Source organism: Cetobacterium somerae, assembly GCF_022430525.1.
Taxonomy (GTDB): Bacteria; Fusobacteriota; Fusobacteriia; order Fusobacteriales; family Fusobacteriaceae; genus Cetobacterium_A.
Genome location: NZ_CP092519.1, coordinates 825,818 through 844,527, shown reverse-complemented (window position 1 = coordinate 844,527; position 18,710 = coordinate 825,818). Strand labels below are relative to the sequence as shown.

The window sequence follows — 18,710 nt, the reverse complement described above, 5'->3', positions numbered from 1 at the left end:
AAACCTTTTTTATTTTTTAATAAATTTTTTAATTAAACGTATAGCTTTTCAAACAACTCTCTAATTGATTTTGATTCTCTTATAATTTCTAAAGTTAAATTAGCATGTCCTTTTGTATATCCATTTCCAACTATCATAGTTACATCTTTACCTACACCCTCTGCTCCTAAAGCAGCTTTTGTAAATGATGTGGCCATTGAGAAGAAGTAAACTACTCCATCATCTTTTGTTATTAATATTGATGACATCTCTGTTCCAGGAACATTTACGTTATTTATTACAACATCACATAACTCCCCATTTGTGATTTCATTTATTTTATTATAGATTTCTACTGGCTTTGTTGCGTCTCCTACTAATACAGCATGAGCAAGTCCTAAGTCTCTAATTCTTTGAGCATTTGCTTCTGAATATTCAAATACTATAACTTTTCCAGTTTTCCCTACATTTTTCATAGCTTGATAACAGCAAAGGATTCCTGATTTTCCTCCTCCACCAATTATACAAACTGTATCTCCCTCTTTAACTAACTTTTCAACTTGAGCAGGTGCTCCAGCTACATCTAGTGCTGCAAGTGCTAATTTTTCAGGAACATCATTTGGTAAAACAGCATATATTCCACTTTCAAATAAAATTGCTTTTGCATCTACGTCTACTTGATCATTTGAAATATTAATCTTTTTAATCTTCTCTATTTTTAAAGGCGTTAACGAAAGAGAAACTAAAGTTGCTATTTTATCTCCAACCTTTAAGTTTTTATCCGGGAAATCTGGTCCTATTTTTTCAATAGTTCCAATTAACATTCCTCCTGACCCTGTAACAGGATTTTGCATTTTTCCTCTCTCTGCTACGATACTTTCAATCATCTCTGCCATTTTTTTCTCATCTTTATTACATGCTTCTTTAATTTGTGTAAAACTAGCTGAATCAATATTTAGAGTTTGTACATTAATTAATACTTCATTTGACATAATCTCCATATCATTAGATATTTTTAATGCTCCTTGTGGTAATGATCCAACAGGCTCTATTACTCTGTGTGTTCCAAATTTGCATCCCTTTTTCATAATATCCTCCTTAATTTAAACCTAATATTTTTCTTGCCTCAGTTGGATTTGCAATCTCTCTTCCAAACTCCTTTGCAAGTCTTACAACTTTTTCAACTAATTCACCATTACTTTTTGCTAATACACCTTTTTCAATATATACATTGTCTTCAAATCCAACTCTTACGTGACCTCCTGATATTATAGAAGCCGCCGCAAGAGTGAATTCAAATCTTCCAATTCCAGCAACTGAATATGTAGATCCACAAGGTATGCTCTCTTTTAAAAATATGAAATCTCTTAAATCTCCAGAAATTCCACCATTTACTCCCATTACAAAACTAAAGTGAATCGGCTCTTTAATAAATCCTTTTTTGCACAATCTAATTGCCATGTCTATCATTGATTTATCAAAAACTTCAACCTCTGGCTTAACACCCAAATCTATCATCTTTTTTCCAAACTCTTTAATCATATTCTCAGTGTTCACAAAAATTTCGTCGCCACCAAAGTTTAATGTTCCACAATCTAATGTTGCCATCTCTGGTTTTAAATCAACTGGCTCCAATCTTTCAGCTGAGGTCATCCCCACTGACCCCCCTGTAGAAGGTTGAACTATTACATCTGGACATCTCTCTTTTATAGCTTTTATGCACTCATCATATCTTTCTTTTCTTTGAGTTGGAGTTCCATCGTCCTCTCTAACATGAAGATGGATAACACTCGCTCCCGCTTTATATGCACTGTAAGCTTCTCTAGCAATCTCTTCTACTGTATACGGTACAGCTGGATTGTGTTCTTTTGTTACTTCAGCACCACAAATTGCTGCTGTTATTATCAACTTTTCCATAGTCTACCCCTTTCTCTGAACAGCTTTTGGAACAACACAAGTACCAACTGCTTTACACACTACAATAGGTTCTTCTAAAAAATCTGCTGCTGAATCACAAATATCAGCTCTTGGAATAATTACTTTTCTAGCTTCAAAACTCATAGCTCTTGAAGTATTCCCAACTTTTGTAATCTCTCCTACAACCTCTAAATAATCTCCAGCATATACAGGAGCCATGAACTCTACCTCACTATAAGCCTTGAATAAACCTTCATCCCCATCATGCTTTATAAGTAGCTCTGTTGCTACGTCTCCAAATAACTGTAAAATTCTTGCTCCGTCTACTAAATTTCCACCATAATGAGCATCTGCTGAACTCATTCTTAATCTTATCATTGATTTTGTCATAACTCCTATCTCTCCTTCACATGTTTTTTATTATGCTAACTCTTCTGTTTCTGCTGCTACTTCTACCTCTTCGTTTTCTCCTGCTAACTGCACATTTGGCTCTGATGGTAACGCAAATCTTGGAATAAATCTATCAAGCCCTGTTAAAGTAAGTATTAAAATACTTCCAACAGCTATGTAAGCCATAAAGTTAAACTTTATAATACTCATTGCTGTAAATGATGCTAAAGGATACACTGCATTTGCAATTCCTAAGTAGAACCCTATGTAAACGTGCCATGGAATTAGTTGAGATCCAAAAACTCCTAATGCATCACTAAATGTTGCGTTTCTAAGTCTTAAAGTCTCAATATCTTGTGGACTTCCTTTTACATTTTTTTCAACAAGTTCTTTTATAATTGGTCCTATAGTCACAATTTGTGCCATTTCATCTGCTAAAGCAGCGTTTCCTAATACTGATAAAACACCATTGTAAAACATAAGTTGTCTAACATTTCCAGAAATCCTTTTAATAAGAATCGATACCGGTCTGAAGGCATCCATAATTTTCATTATTCCACCAAATGCTGCAACCCACATCATCATTACGATAACCCAAGATCCTGCTCCTTCAAATCCTGTGTAGATTAGATCTAAAAACGCTGATGGACTTTCAACAGTTCCAGCAAAAGTTCCACATACAAAAGATGCAAAAATTCCAAGGAATAAACATAATAGTGTATTTACTCCTTTAAATGCTGAAACTAAAACTAGAATTAGAGGAATAACCATATAATAAGGTACTCCACTTTTAACTTGATTAAGCAATGCTACTGCACTCTCTCTTTTTTCTGCTAGAGCGGCCCATGCTGATTCAGGTATTTGATTTATAGCCTCAACTGGACTTCCAACCTCTGTTGGTAATCCCATAGCAACACTCACTACATAGAAAGTTATTACTGCACACACAAGTACTAAACCTGACCAAACCCCTTGATGTCTTATTCTTTTTACAACTTCAACTCTTTGAATTCCAGAACTTACTATTGTTGTATCTGATATAAGACCAATGTTATCTCCAAAACATGCTCCGCCAGCTATTGCTGCTAAAGTTAAGAACATATTTCCTTGAACTATATGGTTTAGCCATAAGAATATTGGTGCACATGCTGCAAACGTTCCCCAACTTGTTCCTGTAGCAATTGATAGAATCGATGTTACTATAACTCCAACTACTGCAACAGTTCTAGCTGTTAATCCAAACCCTAAAGCTATGTTAATTATAGAAGCTCCAACTCCTGTTGACATAAAAGCTTCTGCCATTGCATATGCCATCATTAGGATAAAAAAGGCTATTTGCATCTCTCTTGCATTTTTTATACAAGCATCTATAATATCACTTATTTTTTTCTTTGCCACAAGTGATGCTACAAGTGCTGCATATACTGTTGCTAAAGGTGCTGCTAATAATGCATCATACCCACTCATCATTAGTCCTGCCAAAACTAAAACTGGACTAAGCTTTATTATCGCCGTTACCGTTCCCATATTTTCCTCCTAGAATGTTTAATTTCTCATAAATTTTTCAAGTAGGATGTAAGTGAGTGCTTACTTTAGTTTTGTCAGTAGCTATATATACCTCACGTTTTTTTCTAAGTCAATAGTAATTTAAAACTTTTTTCTTTTACTAAGTTTTGTTTTAGTACTAAAACTTCCTATTGCAGACACTTCTGGTCATTAAAAAATTTTTTTAAAATAAAAAAATTTGACAAATTTAACTTTTATGAGGTAATAAGGGTCTCGTTAAGTATTTTTTAACTACAATTTGTGTAACAAGGAGGAAAAAATGGTATTTAAAAATCTTTTAACTGAAATTCATGGAAAAATCTGTATAGTTAAAATTAACAGACCTGAATCTTTAAATGCTTTAAACGAAGAAACTTACAAAGAGATTCACCAGTGCTTTTCTCAGTTAGAAAAAAATGATGAGATTGATGTTATTTTACTAACAGGTGAGGGGCGTTCTTTTGTGGCAGGAGCTGACATCTCTTTTATGAAAGATTTAAGTACAAAAGAGGCTAAAGAATTCGGTATTTTAGGTACAAATGCTTTTAATGCAGTGGAAAATATCAATAAAGTTGTTATTGCTGTTATTAATGGATTTGCTCTTGGTGGTGGATGCGAACTTGCTATGTCTTGTGATATTAGAATTGCTTCTGATAAAGCAAAACTTGGGCAACCTGAGGTTACACTTGGTATTACTCCAGGTTCAGGTGGAACTCAAAGACTTCCTCGATTAGTTGGTCTAGCTAAAGCTAAAGAGCTTATATATACAGGTAATATTATTGATGCTCAAGAAGCTAAATCTATCGGTTTAGTTAATCAAGTTATTGAGCATGATAAACTTATGGAATATGCACTAAATATGGCAAATAAAATTAGTTCTAATGCTAAATTGGCAGTTCAGTATTCAAAAGAAGCTATAAATAAAGGAATTCAAGTGGATGAAACTACGTCAATGTTCATTGAAAGCAGCTTATTTGGACTTTGTTTCTCAACAGAGGATCAAAAAGAGGGTATGTCTGCATTTTTAGAAAAAAGAAAAGCAAACTTTATTAACAAATAAACTATACAAAAGTTATAAGGAGGAACAATGAAAGTATTTATTGTAGGTGCTGGAGTTATGGCAAGTGGTATTGCTCAAGTTTTTGCAACGGGTGGTCATGAGGTTTTAATGACAGACATTTGTGCTGAAGCTCTTGAAAAAGCAAAAAAAGGTTTTGTAAAAAGTTTAAGTAAGTTAGTTGAAAAAGAGAAAATTACAGAGGATAGAAAAAATGAGATTTTAGCAAAGATCCATACAACTTCAAATATTGCTGATGCAAAAGATGCTGATTTAGTTATTGAAGCTGTATCTGAAAGAATGAATATTAAAAAAGAATTATTTTCTAAATTAGATGAAATCTGTTCTGAGAAAGCTATATTTGCAACTAATACATCTTCGCTTTCTATAACTGAGATTGCGTGTGCTACAAAGCATCCTGAAAGAGTTATAGGAATGCACTTCTTCAATCCTGCTCCTGTTATGAAGCTTATTGAAATTATTAAAGGCTATACTACAAGTCAAGAAGTTTATGAAACTATTTTAAAACTTTCTAAAGAACTTGGAAAAGAACCTGTTTTATGTGAAGAAGCTCCTGGATTTGTTGTAAATAGAGTTTTAATTCCTATGATTAACGAAGCTATTGGAATTTTAGCTGATGGTGTTGCTACTGCTGAAGATATTGATAACGCTATGAAATACGGTGCAAATCACCCAATTGGACCACTAGCTTTAGGAGATTTAGTTGGACTTGATGTTGTTTTAGCAATTATGGATGTTTTAGCTACAGAGTTTGGAGACCCTAAGTATAGAGCTCACTCACTTTTAAAGAAAATGGTTAGAGCTGGAAAACTTGGAAGAAAATCTGGTGAAGGATTCTATAAATACTAATAAAAAAAGAGAAAACCTGCTTTTAGGGTTTTCTCTTTTTTACTTTTCTTTACTCAGTTTTTTTATATTGATTAATTGAATTTTGATAAAATTTAATTTTTTCACTTAAAAAATGCCCATCCCTTTCTCCTGTGAATTTTCCCTGCGTTAAAATTTTTAAAAGAAAACTACCCATTACACTACTTAACATATCATTTACAAAAATTTCAGGAGAATAATGAATTTTATGTTCGTGAAAAACTCCAATAAAATGATCTACTAAGTAGTTTTTAAAATCAATTGTTCTAAGAAATTTTTGATTCTCACTATCTGACAATTTTAGTTGAAGTCTAAAAATTATCTCATGTTGATGTAAGAAATTTTGATAAAGTAATATACTTTTAGCTATATCTTGTTCTAGCTCTCCCGTTAAACTTTCGTGTAAAGAACGAATAATTTTACTCTCCTCTACAAATTTATTTATTATCTCCTCTAAAACTCTATTTTTAGTTCCAAACAATCTAAAAATAGTAACTTCATTACACTCTGCTTCCTTGGCAATACGTTTTGTTGAAACTTTATCAAATCCCTCTTCTGAAAAGAGTCTTTGTGCACAATCTAAAATTTTATCCCGTGTTTTCATCATTCCTCCAGTTCTGCCCATATTTTTAAATGTTATCCCAATATATACCTTACTTTTGACTCTTTTGTCAAATATTTTTTGGAAAAATAAAAATATTTTTTTATTTTAAAAAACTCTCTCTAATTATATGTTTGTAACACCTTTTTTATGTTCGAAAAAAAATATTTTTTATTTCACTATTGACTTTTACTTTCTATATGAGGTATATATTCATACTGAAAATAGGCAAGTATGTACTTGCTAACTTAAACAAAGGAGTGAAGTTATGAAAAAATTGGTCTCTGTTGATTTTGCAGCATCACTTATTAAAGACGGTTCATCTCTTATGACTGGAGGTTTTTTAAAGTGTGGCTCTCCTAAGGAGGTTATCGAAAAATTATTGGAAAATGGTACTAAGGACTTAACTCTTATTGCCAATGATACAAGTTTTCCAGATTTTGAAAGAGGAAAGCTTGTTGTTAACAAAAGAATTAAAAAAGCTATTGTATCTCACATTGGTACTAATCCTGAAACTGGTAAACAGATGCATAGTGGTGAAATGGAAGTTGTGCTAGTTCCTCAAGGAACTCTTGCTGAAAGAATTCGAGCTGCTGGAGCTGGACTTGGTGGGATTTTAACTCCAACTGGAATTGGAACTGTTGTTCAAGAGGGAAAAGAGGTTATTGAAGTAGATGGAAAGAAATATCTTCTTGAAAAACCATTAAGAGCTGATGTAGCACTTATTTACGGAACAAAAGTTGATTCTTTTGGAAACGTATCATTTCACGGTTCAACTAGAAACTTTAATACTATAATGGCTACTGCTGCTGATACAGTAATTGTTGAAGCTGAAGAAATTATTGATGGATGCTTAGATCCTAACGAAGTGGTTATTCCAGGAATATTTGTGGACTATATCGTTAAGGGAGGAAGATAAATGGAACTTACAAAAGAAAGAGTTAGAGAGATTATAGCTAGAAGAGTTGCTAAAGAATTTAAAGATGGAGACGTAGTTAATTTAGGAATTGGATTACCTACAGAAGTTGCTAACTATATCCCCGATTCTATATATGTTGCACTACAATCTGAAAATGGTTTAATTGGTATGGGGCCTACTCCTTGTGAAGCTGAAAAGGATTGTAGAATATCTAATGCAGGAGGATCATTAGTTACTATTGCTCCTGGGGGATGTTTCTTTGATAGCTTCACATCATTTGGAATCATTCGTGGTGGGCATGTAGATGCCACTGTTTTAGGAGCTTTACAAGTTGATGAAAAAGGAAACCTAGCAAACTGGATGGTTCCTGGGAAAATGGTTCCTGGAATGGGAGGAGCTATGGATTTAGTTGTGGGAGCTAAAAAAGTTATTATTGCTATGGAACATACAGCTAAAGGAGCTCCAAAAATCTTAAAAAACTGTACGTTACCTCTTACAGCCGCTAGTGAAGTTAATATGATTATTACAGAAAAAGGTGTTATGGAAGTTACTGATAAAGGTATTATTTTAAAAGAACTTAGTCCATACTCATCTATTGAGGATATTAAAAACTCTACTGAAGCTACTTTAATTATTGATGAAGATTTAAAAGTTATGGAAGTATAAATTTACTAGGAGGTTTTTAAATAAATGGAAAAAATCTATATTGTAGCTGCAAAAAGAACTCCCATTGGATCTTTTTTAGGTTCTTTAAACAAAATATCTCCAAGCCATTTAGCTGGAGAAGTTATAAAAAATATTCTTGAAGAAACTAAAGTTGATCCTAATAACTTAGATGAAGTTATTATTGGAAATGTTTTATCTGCTGGACATGCTCAAGGAGTTGGAAGACAATCAGCTATTAGAGGAGGAGTTCCTTACTCAGTTCCAGCTTACTCTTTAAATATTATCTGCGGAAGTGGAATGAAAGCTGTTATGTCAGCATATCAAATTATAAAATCTGGTGAAGCTTCTCTTATTTTAGCAGGTGGAACTGAATCTATGTCACAAGCTCCACATCTACTTAATCACAACATCAGAACAGGAATTAAAATGGGAGATTCTTTAGCTAAAGATCATATGATTTTAGATGCTTTAACAGATGCTTTCCATGGAATTCACATGGGAATAACTGCTGAAAATATAGCTGAAAAGCATAATATCTCTAGAGAAGAGCAAGATCATTTTTCTATAGAGTCTCAACAAAAGGCAATTACTGCAATTGATAGTGGACGTTTCAAAGATGAGATTGTTCCTATTGAAGTAAAGGATAGAAAAGAAACAATAGTTGTTGATACAGATGAATATCCAAATAGAAAAACATCTTTAGAAAAGCTTTCTCAACTTAGACCTGCATTCAAAAAAGATGGTTCTGTTACAGCTGGAAACGCTTCTGGTATAAATGATGGAGCTGCGATTTTACTTATAGCTTCTGAATCAGCTGTTAAAAAATATAACTTAACTCCTTTAGTTGAGATTGTTGGAGTTGGACAAGGAGGAGTTGATCCTTTAGTTATGGGGCTTGGACCTGTTCCAGCTATAAAAAATGTTTTAGATAAAACTGGAATGAAATTAGAAGATATGGATATCTTAGAACTTAATGAAGCTTTTGCAGTTCAATCTCTTGGAGTTATGAAAGAGCTTTGTGAAATGTATTCAATAGACCCTGCTTGGTTTAACGATAAAACTAATGTTAACGGTGGTGCAATTGCTTTAGGACACCCTGTTGGTGCTAGTGGAGCTAGAATACTAACTACCCTTGTACATGAAATGAAAAAAAGAAAATCTGAATATGGTTTAGCAAGTCTTTGTATCGGTGGAGGAATGGGGACTGCAATAATAGTAAAAAATGTTCAATAAAATATATTAGGAGGAAATAAATGGATTTTACATTAACTAAATCGCAAGAACTTTTTAAGCAAATGATTACAGCTTTTGCTGAAAATGAAGTTAAACCTCTTGCTGCTGAAATTGATGAGGAAGAGAGATTCCCTGTTGAAACTGTTGAAAAAATGAGTAAAACTGGTCTTATGGGAATTGTTATTCCTACTCAATACGGTGGTGCTGGTGGAGACCAAATTATGTATACTATGGCTGTTGAAGAGCTTTCAAAAGTTTGTGGTACTACTGGAGTTATCCTTTCTGCTCATACATCTTTAGGAGTTGCTCCTATTTTAGAGTTTGGAACTGAGGAGCAAAAGCAAAAGTATCTTCCTAAAATGGCTTCTGGTGAATGGATTGGTGCTTTTGGTTTAACTGAACCAAACGCTGGTACTGACGCTGCTGGACAACAAACTACTGCTTGGTTTGATGAAAAAACTAATGAGTGGGTATTAAACGGTTCTAAAATATTCATAACAAATGCTGGATATGCTCACGTTTATATTATATTTGCCATGACTGATAAATCAGCTGGTTTAAAAGGTATCTCTACTTTCATAGTTGAAGCTGATACTCCTGGATTCTCTGTAGGTAAAAAAGAGAAAAAGCTTGGAATTAAAGGTTCAGCTACTTGTGAGTTAATCTTTGAAGATTGTAGAATTCCAAAGGAAAACTTAGTTGGAGCTATTGGAAAAGGATTTAAAATTGCAATGATGACTCTTGATGGAGGAAGAATTGGAATTGCTGCTCAAGCTCTTGGAATTGCTGGTGGAGCTTTAGATGAAACTATTAAATATGTAAAAGAGAGAAAACAATTTGGAAGAGCTCTTTCTCAATTCCAAAATACACAGTTCCAAATTGCTGATATGTATGCAAAAGTGGAAGCTTCAAAACACCTAGTTTACAAAGCTGCTTGGAAAAAATCTAGAAAAGAAAACTACTCAGTTGATGCTGCTACAGCAAAACTATTTGCTGCTGAAACAGCTATGGATGTAACAACAAAAGCTGTTCAACTTCATGGAGGATATGGATATACAAGAGAGTATCCTGTTGAGAGAATGATGAGAGATGCTAAAATTACTGAGATTTATGAGGGAACTTCAGAAGTTCAAAGAATGGTTATCGCAGGATCATTACTAAAGTAAATTAGGAGGATTAAACAGAATGAAAATAGTTGTATGTATAAAACAAGTACCTGATACTACAGAGATTAGATTAGATCCTGTTAAAGGAACTCTTATTAGAGATGGAGTACCTAGTATCATAAATCCAGATGATAAAGGTGGATTAGAAGAAGCATTAAGATTAAAAGATAAATTTGGAGCTCACGTTACTGCTATAACAATGGGACCTCCTCAAGCTGATTCAGCTTTAAGAGAAGCTATTGCTATGGGAGTAGATAGAGCGATACTTTTAACTGATAGAAAATTTGCTGGAGCTGATACATTAGCTACATCTCATGCAATATCAGCAGCTTTAAAAGAGTTAGATTACGATCTTATTATTGCAGGAAGACAAGCTATTGATGGAGATACTGCACAAGTTGGGCCACAAATTGCCGAGTTTTTAAACCTTCCACAAATTACATATGTAAATGATATTAAGTTTGATGGAAAAGATACATTTGAAGTAAAAAGAGCTACTGAAGAGGGATACATGTTACTTCAAGTTCAAAAACCTTGTTTAATGACAATCTTAGCAGAAGCAAATAAACCAAGATACATGAACGTTAAAAACATTGTAGAAGCTTTCAATAAAGAGGTTGAAGTTTGGGGAGTAGATAGATTATCTGATATAGACGAAGAAAAATTAGGACTTAAAGGTTCTCCAACAAAAGTTAAAAAATCATTTACTAAAGGTGTTAAAGCAGTTGGACAACTTTATGAAGTTGACCCTCAAGAAGCAGCGAAAATTATTGTTGAAAAATTAAAGGAAAAATTTATAATCTAAAATTTTAAAGAAGGAGAATGTCATGAATTTAAATGAATATAGAGGGATCCTTGTTTTTGCTGAGCAAAGAGAGGGAGTACTACAAAATGTTGGATTAGAGTTAATCGGTAAAGGAAAAGAGTTAGCTAAATCTCTTGATGAGAAAGTTACAGCTGTACTTTTAGGATATAACATCCAAAATTTAGCTAAAGAGTTAGTTGCTTATGGTGCTGACGAAGTTGTAGTAGTTGATTCAAAAGAGTTAGCAATATATGATACTGAAGCTTATACACAAGCCTTTTCAGCAGTTATTAACGAAAGAAAACCTGAGATTGTATTAATTGGAGCAACTACACTTGGAAGAGATTTAGGACCTAGAATCTCATCTAGAATTGAAACAGGACTTACAGCTGATTGTACAATGTTAGAAATTGGAGAAAATAGAGAGTTTTTAATGACAAGACCAGCTTTTGGTGGAAACTTAATGGCCACTATCATCTGTCCTGATCATAGACCTCAAATGTCAACGGTTAGACCTGGAGTTATGACAAGATTATCAAAAGATGAGAATAGAGATGGAAAAATTACAGATTTCAAAGTTAACTTTGATTATTCAAAAATGAAAGTAAAAGTTTTAAATATAATAAAAGAAGCAAAAGCAAAAGTAGATATTACAGAGGCTAAAATACTAGTTTCAGGAGGAAGAGGAGTTGGAGCTCAAGGTGGATTTGACAACTTAGAACTTCTTGCAAATGAACTTGGTGGAGTAGCCGCGGCTTCTAGAGCGTTAGTTGATGCTGGAATAGTAAGCCACGATAGACAAGTTGGACAAACAGGAAAAACAGTTAGACCAGATGTATACTTTGCATTTGGAATCTCTGGAGCAATACAGCACTTAGCTGGAATGGAAGAGTCAGAGTACATAATAGCTATAAATAAGGATAAAGCGGCACCTATTTTTGGAGTAGCAGATTTAGGATTAGTAACTGATTTAGGAAAAACAGCAACTTATTTAGTTGAAGAGATTAGAAAAGCAAAAGCTGAAAAATAAACCTTAAAAGTTACCACTTTAAAGCAAAGGATAAAAAATATCCTTTGCTTTTTTAAATAAGATATGGGGGTATGAAAATTGGATAATACAGTTAAAAATAAACAGTTTAATCTTTTTGAAAAATTCACTCAACTTTGTGTTACTATAATGCAAAAGTATCTTCCTGATGCTTTCCTTTTTGCAGCAATCCTTACTTTTATTGTTTTTATTGCTGCAACTATAATGACTAAACAATCACCTTTCCAAATAGCTATGCATTGGGGTAATGGTGTTTGGTCTCTTTTAGCTTTTTCTATGCAAATGGTTATGGTTCTTGTAACAGGTCATACTTTAGCAACTGCTCCTTTTTTCAAAAGAATCTTAGATAAGCTTTCTAATCTTCCAAAATCTCCTATTCAAGCTATTATGTATGTTACTTTTGTATCTGGAGTAGCTTGTATTTTAAACTGGGGATTTGGACTTGTTATTGGAGCAATCTATGCTAAAGAGATTGCAAAGAAAATTAAAGGTGTTGACTATCGTCTTCTTATTGCTTCTGCTTACTCTGGTTTCTTGTTATGGCATGGAGGAATTTCTGGATCTATTCCTCTTACTTTAGCTTCTGGAAACCTTTCAAAAGCTACTGCTGGAGCTTTAGATAAAGGAATTAGTACATCTCAAACTCTATTTTCATCATATAACTTAATCATTCTTTTTACTTTATTATTTACGCTTCCTTTATTAAATGCTGCTATGCACCCTAAAAATAAAGAGGATGTTTTTCAAGTTGATCCTACGTTATTAGAAGATGATGTACAATCGGTTACTTTTGATAAAACTGAAATGACTCCTGCTGACAAAATTGAAAATAGTCCAGTTGTTAACATTTTAATTGGTGTTCTTGGATATACATATATAATTGGATATTTTCTTCAAAAGGGATTTGATTTGAATCTTAATATTGTTAATATGATTTTTTTAGTTACTGCTATAATTGCTCATAAAACTCCTAAAAATCTTCTTTTAGCTTTTGGAAATGCATGTAAAGGAGCAGCTGGAATTATATTACAATTTCCTTTTTATGCTGGAATTATGGGAATGATGGTTGGACAAAATAGTGATGGCGCTTCTTTAGCAGGTATTATATCACAAAGTTTTATAAGCTCATCTACAGCTCTTTCATTCCCAAGCTTAACTTTTTTAAGTGCTGGAATTGTAAACTTCTTTGTTCCTTCTGGTGGTGGACAATGGGCTGTTCAGGCTCCTATTATGATGCCAGCAAGTGTGGAACTTGGAGTTTCAACAGCAAAAACTGGAATGGCTATAGCTTGGGGAGATGCTTGGACTAATATGATTCAACCGTTCTGGGCTCTACCTGCCTTAGGTATTGCTAAGTTAGGTGCAAAAGATATTATGGGATATGGAGTAATTATTACAATTTACTCTGGTATCATTATTATGTTAGGATTAACTTTCCTATAAATAAAAAAAGGTTGCTTTAAAGCAACCTTTTTTTATATCTTATTAATTTTCTCTATAAACAAAAAGACCTGTTAAAGTTAATGCCACTGATACTGCCATATACGTTGGATTTGATATAGCTGCATAAATAAATATTGATGCTCCACCTATTAATGCAAGTATTGGCACAACTGGATAGAATGGAACTCTGTATGGTCTTTCTAAATTTGGTTCATTTTTTCTTAAAATAAATAATCCTAAAAATACTAAACAGTAGAATAACCAAAATAATGCTACTGGAATATCACCAAATACATCTGGATTTCCTGTTATAATCATAGCTATTAAGAAGAAAACTGATAATAGATACATAACTACTGAAGAATTTATAGGTTGTTTATGTTTATCATCTATTTTAGCAAAAAACTCCTTCTTTGGAAGGTGTCCCTCTATTGCTAAAGTATACGGTATTCTTGTTGATGCTAATATCATACCATTTAGTCCACCAAATGCTGATATCATAATTCCTAAGAATATAAACTTAGCTCCCATTGGTCCAAATAATTTTGTAGCTACTCCAAACATTCCAACTTTTACAATCTCCTCTGCTGTGAATACGTTTAATAGTGCTAGGTTTAATGCCACATAAAATATCGCTATAAATCCTAATCCTAATATAATTGCTCTAGGAAGATCTTTTTTTACATTTTTTAAATCTCCTGCAATTGTTCCAACATATATCCATCCATCAAAAGCAAACATAATTGGCACTAATGATAATCCTAATAAAACTAAAGGTGATGAAGATGTAGCTTCTCTTGTAATCTCTGTCATATAAAACATTCCAGATGAATTATCTCCAGATAAAAATCCAAATATAGTTATCAATAATAGTGGTACAATTTTAGCTACTGTAGCTAGTGTTTGAATTTTTCCACCTACATTTTTAGTAAATATATTTATTGCAAATAGGAAAGATATAGCAACAAATGCTGTTCCTCCTAAAAACATAGTATTACTAGGATCTATATTTAAAAAATTTCCTGTAAATACTGCAAAATAATATGCAATTAAACCTATTAAAGCTGGAAAATATATTATTAATTGAGCCCATCCAACTAAAAAGGCTATTCTTTTTCCATAAATTTTCTTAATCCATGCAATCATACCACCTGTTTCAGGAATAGCTGCTCCAACTTCTGCTGCAGTAAGACCTGATAATATTGATATAATACCTCCAAGCACCCAAGCTGCAATTGCAATTTTTGGATTCATATTAGCTGCTACTAAAATTTGACCAGCTTTAAAGAAGATTCCAATTCCAATAACAATTCCTACAACCATTGAAAAAGCTACTGAAAAGCCGTATCTTTTTTCTAAATTTTCACTCATTTCTTTTCTCCTTGTTAATGTATTCTACTTTTTTAGTATTTCTTTACTTATTTTAAAGCACTTTTCGATTAAACATTTTATCACAATTCACCTTTCAAAACAAGTATTTTTTATTTCTTGCATAAATGGAAAAAGTGGTATATAATTACTTTTGTAAATAAAAGGGGTGAACAAAATCAAAATGTTAGAAAAGAAAAGAACTAATAATAACTCTATAGTAGATTATTCAGCAAAGTTCTACTTATTTCCGCTGCTTTTAATTGGTCTCATATTAAGAAGTTTAGATAATCTATTTATAAAGTTAAAATATCAAAGATAAAAAAGAGAGCTTTCGCTCTCTTTTTTTATCTTTGATAGATATTAAATCTATCTGTTATTTTCTTTAGTTTGTCTAATCTTTCAATACTTTCCTCTTTATTTTGTTTTCCAAATTTTAAAAGTAAAGCATTTAAAATAATTATACCTGGAACAAAAGTATAAGCTTTTCCTCCATTTTTTGTGGTGATCACTAAATCAGATATATTACCTAATACAGAATCTTTTTTATCAGTCATAGTAATTATTCTATTTCCTTGCTCTTTAAAAAACTCAGTTACTTGACAAGTAAAGTTTGTATATGGATGGAACGATATTGTAAATAGTACATCATCCGGGCTTGAATAAAGTAGCTTATCTGTAAAATCAGACGCTCCTGATATCATTAACTCTACATCTTCTCTTAATTCTTTTAACATAAAATATAGATAGTATGCTAGAGCATATGATCCTCTTGCTCCTAATATATATAACTTTCTACTAGTTTTTATCATTTCCATAGCTTTTTCTAATTGCTCTTCTATAGCTACAGTATCTATCTCCTCTAAAAGCTCTATGTTCGTAGTTATGATTTCAGATAGTATTCCATCTCCTGACATTGAGTCAATCTCTTCTCTAAACTCTTTCATTTGAGAAGTTGATATTTCAACATCTTTTTGAAAAACTCTTTGGAAATCAGGATAACCTTTAAACCCTAAATTTTTTGAAAATCTTGTTATTGTAGCTGGACTTGTTCCTGTCTCTTTAGCTAGCTCATTTATTGAAATAAATGATACTATACTCTGATTATGTTTTATAAAGTCCACAATCTTTTTAAAACTCTTACTATACGTTGAATAATTCTGCTCTAAATTAGCTAATACCGCCTTTTTCATCTCACACCTCTATATACTTATACGTTTGGATTTAATACAAACTCCGTTAAATCATTTACAAAATTCATAGTCTTCTCATTTTTATCGTTTACTGGATTGTATTCTACTATATCTACTGATGTTATAGAGTAGTTTTTAAATAAGAATCTAAATGTTTTGAACATCTCTTCTGGAGTGAATCCATTTCTAACTGGTGTACTTACTCCTGGAGCAAACTCTGGATCAACTGAATCCACATCAAAACTTATATGGATATTATCAATCTTTAAGTAGTCTCTTATCTCATCTAAAACATTATCTAATCCTTTATGAACAACTTCATCATAAGGAATTACTTTTACTCCTAACTCTTCAATAACGTCTCTTTCTTTTACATCTAAATCTCTTGCTCCTAAAATTACAACATTTTTGCTGTCAATTTTAGCTCCTTCATAGAAACAATTTACTAAATCTCTATCTCCAGCTCCTTGTAAAAGTGCTAACGGCATTCCATGAATATTTCCTGACATTGTTGTTTCATCAGTATTCATATCTCCGTGAGCATCAATCCACACTACCCCAACTTCTTTTTCTAACGCTACCCCTGATATTGATCCTAGTGCTATTGAGTGATCTCCTCCAATAGTTATAGGTCTATATCCATCTCTTACTGCTTCGTTTACTGCTGTTGCTAACTTCTCACAAGTATTAAGTATTGTATTTTTATATTTTAACGACCACTCATTAAAATTCTCTCTTTGCTTTTCAATATCTATATAAGTCATCTCACCAAATGTATCTGGGAAGTACTCCTCTAAAACTTCTGGTCCAAATTCAATACCTGCTTTATTTGCTCCTAAGTTCATTGGAACAGCAAACATTTTATTTTTCATTTTTTCAGTATATAAATATACTGCATCTTCTTCATCTATAACTTTAATATACTCTAACTCAGGGTCTTCCATTCCTTGAACGTGAAGTTTTGCTGCCTTTAAGTTTTGAATATATGTGATTATATCTCTTGTAATTCTTTCTCCTGGATAGATTACTGGAATTCCTGGTGGATATGCCATAATCATCTCAGCACAAATTTTTCCTTCGCTTTCTAAGAATTTAATTTTATTATTTTCACTGTAGAAAGCTTCTCTTGGGATTAAGATCGATTCAGGTATAGTTGGCATTTTTCCAACTGATTCCCCTATTTTCTTTCCTTTTCCAAAGAATCTCTTACTGATATCTTTTAAAGCATCAAGTAATTTCCCTGTACTTACTTCGTCATCTCCTAATGTAATTAGTCCCAATACATTATAGAAATCTGATAACTCAACTTGGATATTATAATCGTCAACAAGTAAAGTTTCTAACTCAAATCCTGTTAATCCTAACTCTCTTGCTGATATAGAAAGTTTTGTTTCATCGAAATCATGTATTCCGTATCTTCCTACAATCTCTTTTCCAAAAGAGAAAATTCCTGGAATTTTATTAACTTCTGCTCTTAAATCTCTTGCTAATTTCAATGTTCTTGTTAATAACTCTCTTCCTTCTGTAGCTATCTGTCTTCTAGCACAATCTAATGATGCCATTAGTGGATATGAAGGTGATGTTGTATGTAGAATACTTAATATCTGCTGTATTCTATTTACGTCTACTCTTGTTGAGTTTACATGTAACATTGACATTTGTGTCATTGCTCCAATTATTTTATGAGTACTTTGACAGCAAATATCTGCTCCTGCATCTATTGCTGATATTGGTAACTCTTCATGGAAGTGTAAGTGAGCTCCGTGAGCCTCATCAACTATTAAAGGAATATCATAGCTATGAACTATATCTGCAATCTTTTTGATATCAGTTGCCGCTCCATAGTATGTTGGGTTAATGATTAATACAGCTTTTGTATCTGGATGCTGCTTAAGCATATTTTCAACAACTTCTGGTCTAACTCCATGAGCTATTCCTAATTCGTCATCTACTTCAGGATTCATATATACTGGAACTGATCCACTTAATATAATTCCACCAGAAACTGATTTGTGCACATTTCTAGGGACTAATATTTTCTCTCCTGGCTTTACAACAGACATAATCATAGCTTGAATCGCTCCTGATGTTCCGTTGACAGCGAAAAAGGTTTTCTTTACTCCATAAGCGTCAGCTGCTAACTCTTGTGCTTCTTTTATACAACTCTTTGGATTGTGTAATCCATCAACCATCTTAAAGATAGTTACATCAATTGAGAAGGGATTAGGTCCCATAAACTCGTAAAACTCTTTATCCATTCCCTTTCCTCTCTTATGCCCTGGAACATGGAAAGGAATTATGTCTCTTTTCGCATATACGTCCTTCAGTGTTGAGAATATAGGTGTTTGATATTGATTTAATTTAGTCATCTTACCTCCTTGTTTAATAAATTTTGTTCTTAAAAATGATATCAAAAAGTTATAAAATAATATATAATTTACATTATTAATTTCTTTTAAAATACGAGATATTGTAGAGCTTTTTGGAAATTA

18 protein-coding genes are annotated in these 18,710 nt (G+C 32.6%); 10 read left to right on the top strand and 8 right to left on the bottom strand.

Annotation, left to right across the window (positions count from 1 at the left end; translation table 11 throughout):
• Positions 1–32 precede the first annotated feature (32 nt).
• Genes kdd through MKD34_RS03770 form a run of 4 tightly spaced genes read right to left on the bottom strand, consistent with a single transcriptional unit; the run spans position 33 to position 3,813 of the window.
• On the bottom strand, positions 33–1,067 hold the full coding sequence (gene kdd, locus MKD34_RS03785; protein WP_240219803.1) for an L-erythro-3,5-diaminohexanoate dehydrogenase: 1,035 nt from the start codon (positions 1,065–1,067) through the stop codon (positions 33–35).
• A 10-nt stretch (positions 1,068–1,077) separates the two neighbouring features.
• On the bottom strand, positions 1,078–1,896 hold the full coding sequence (gene kce, locus MKD34_RS03780) for a 3-keto-5-aminohexanoate cleavage enzyme (RefSeq protein WP_240219801.1): 819 nt from the start codon (positions 1,894–1,896) through the stop codon (positions 1,078–1,080).
• A gap of 3 nt (positions 1,897–1,899) precedes the next feature.
• Positions 1,900–2,286 carry a 3-aminobutyryl-CoA ammonia lyase gene (gene kal, locus MKD34_RS03775; protein WP_023051631.1) on the bottom strand — a complete coding sequence of 129 codons (387 nt, stop codon included), beginning with the start codon at positions 2,284–2,286 and terminating at the stop codon, positions 1,900–1,902.
• A gap of 30 nt (positions 2,287–2,316) precedes the next feature.
• A complete protein-coding gene (locus tag MKD34_RS03770; protein ID WP_023051632.1) occupies positions 2,317–3,813 on the bottom strand; it encodes a Na+/H+ antiporter NhaC family protein in 1,497 nt (498 codons plus the stop codon).
• A 298-nt stretch (positions 3,814–4,111) separates the two neighbouring features.
• Between MKD34_RS03770 and MKD34_RS03765 the strand changes: the two genes are divergently transcribed.
• On the top strand, positions 4,112–4,891 hold the full coding sequence (locus MKD34_RS03765) for an enoyl-CoA hydratase-related protein (RefSeq protein ID WP_023051633.1): 780 nt from the start codon (positions 4,112–4,114) through the stop codon (positions 4,889–4,891).
• A 27-nt stretch (positions 4,892–4,918) separates the two neighbouring features.
• The gene (locus MKD34_RS03760; protein ID WP_240219799.1) at positions 4,919–5,758 is read left to right on the top strand and encodes a 3-hydroxybutyryl-CoA dehydrogenase; all 840 of its coding nucleotides are present in this window, start codon (positions 4,919–4,921) and stop codon (positions 5,756–5,758) included.
• Between the two features lie 49 nt (positions 5,759–5,807).
• Here MKD34_RS03760 and MKD34_RS03755 read toward each other — a convergent pair whose 3' ends face one another.
• Entirely contained in the window at positions 5,808–6,380 is a 573-nt protein-coding gene (locus MKD34_RS03755; RefSeq protein ID WP_240219797.1) for a TetR/AcrR family transcriptional regulator, read from the bottom strand.
• A gap of 265 nt (positions 6,381–6,645) precedes the next feature.
• Here MKD34_RS03755 and MKD34_RS03750 point away from each other — a divergent pair, with 265 nt between their 5' ends.
• The 7 genes from MKD34_RS03750 to MKD34_RS03720 all read left to right on the top strand — a co-directional run bounded on the left by MKD34_RS03750 (position 6,646) and on the right by MKD34_RS03720 (position 13,657).
• Positions 6,646–7,296, top strand: coding sequence for a CoA transferase subunit A (locus tag MKD34_RS03750; RefSeq protein ID WP_023051636.1), 651 nt, complete (start codon positions 6,646–6,648; stop codon positions 7,294–7,296).
• On the top strand, positions 7,297–7,962 hold the full coding sequence (locus MKD34_RS03745) for a 3-oxoacid CoA-transferase subunit B (RefSeq protein WP_240219795.1): 666 nt from the start codon (positions 7,297–7,299) through the stop codon (positions 7,960–7,962).
• 24 nt (positions 7,963–7,986) lie between these two features.
• Complete coding sequence (locus MKD34_RS03740; RefSeq protein ID WP_240219793.1) at positions 7,987–9,195, top strand: acetyl-CoA C-acetyltransferase; 1,209 nt, start codon at positions 7,987–7,989, stop codon at positions 9,193–9,195.
• 20 nt (positions 9,196–9,215) lie between these two features.
• Positions 9,216–10,361 carry an acyl-CoA dehydrogenase gene (locus tag MKD34_RS03735; protein ID WP_023052072.1) on the top strand — a complete coding sequence of 382 codons (1,146 nt, stop codon included), beginning with the start codon at positions 9,216–9,218 and terminating at the stop codon, positions 10,359–10,361.
• Positions 10,362–10,380: 19 nt separating this feature from the next.
• Positions 10,381–11,166 carry an electron transfer flavoprotein subunit beta/FixA family protein gene (locus MKD34_RS03730; protein ID WP_023052071.1) on the top strand — a complete coding sequence of 262 codons (786 nt, stop codon included), beginning with the start codon at positions 10,381–10,383 and terminating at the stop codon, positions 11,164–11,166.
• A gap of 22 nt (positions 11,167–11,188) precedes the next feature.
• Positions 11,189–12,196 carry an electron transfer flavoprotein subunit alpha/FixB family protein gene (locus MKD34_RS03725; protein WP_240219791.1) on the top strand — a complete coding sequence of 336 codons (1,008 nt, stop codon included), beginning with the start codon at positions 11,189–11,191 and terminating at the stop codon, positions 12,194–12,196.
• A 78-nt stretch (positions 12,197–12,274) separates the two neighbouring features.
• Positions 12,275–13,657, top strand: coding sequence for a short-chain fatty acid transporter (locus MKD34_RS03720; protein WP_282441578.1), 1,383 nt, complete (start codon positions 12,275–12,277; stop codon positions 13,655–13,657).
• 42 nt (positions 13,658–13,699) lie between these two features.
• On the opposite strand, the gene MKD34_RS03715 is transcribed toward MKD34_RS03720, so the two are convergent.
• A complete protein-coding gene (locus MKD34_RS03715) occupies positions 13,700–15,028 on the bottom strand; it encodes an APC family permease (protein ID WP_240219789.1) in 1,329 nt (442 codons plus the stop codon).
• 181 nt (positions 15,029–15,209) lie between these two features.
• Here MKD34_RS03715 and MKD34_RS03710 point away from each other — a divergent pair, with 181 nt between their 5' ends.
• Entirely contained in the window at positions 15,210–15,347 is a 138-nt protein-coding gene (locus MKD34_RS03710) for a hypothetical protein (protein ID WP_023049622.1), read from the top strand.
• Positions 15,348–15,372: 25 nt separating this feature from the next.
• On the opposite strand, the gene MKD34_RS03705 is transcribed toward MKD34_RS03710, so the two are convergent.
• Both MKD34_RS03705 and MKD34_RS03700 read right to left on the bottom strand, forming a co-directional pair.
• A complete protein-coding gene (locus tag MKD34_RS03705) occupies positions 15,373–16,218 on the bottom strand; it encodes a MurR/RpiR family transcriptional regulator (RefSeq protein ID WP_240219787.1) in 846 nt (281 codons plus the stop codon).
• Positions 16,219–16,235: 17 nt separating this feature from the next.
• Positions 16,236–18,587: an aminotransferase class I/II-fold pyridoxal phosphate-dependent enzyme gene (locus tag MKD34_RS03700; RefSeq protein WP_040405904.1), complete on the bottom strand. Its 2,352-nt coding sequence runs from the start codon at positions 18,585–18,587 to the stop codon at positions 16,236–16,238.
• Positions 18,588–18,710: the final 123 nt, after the last annotated feature.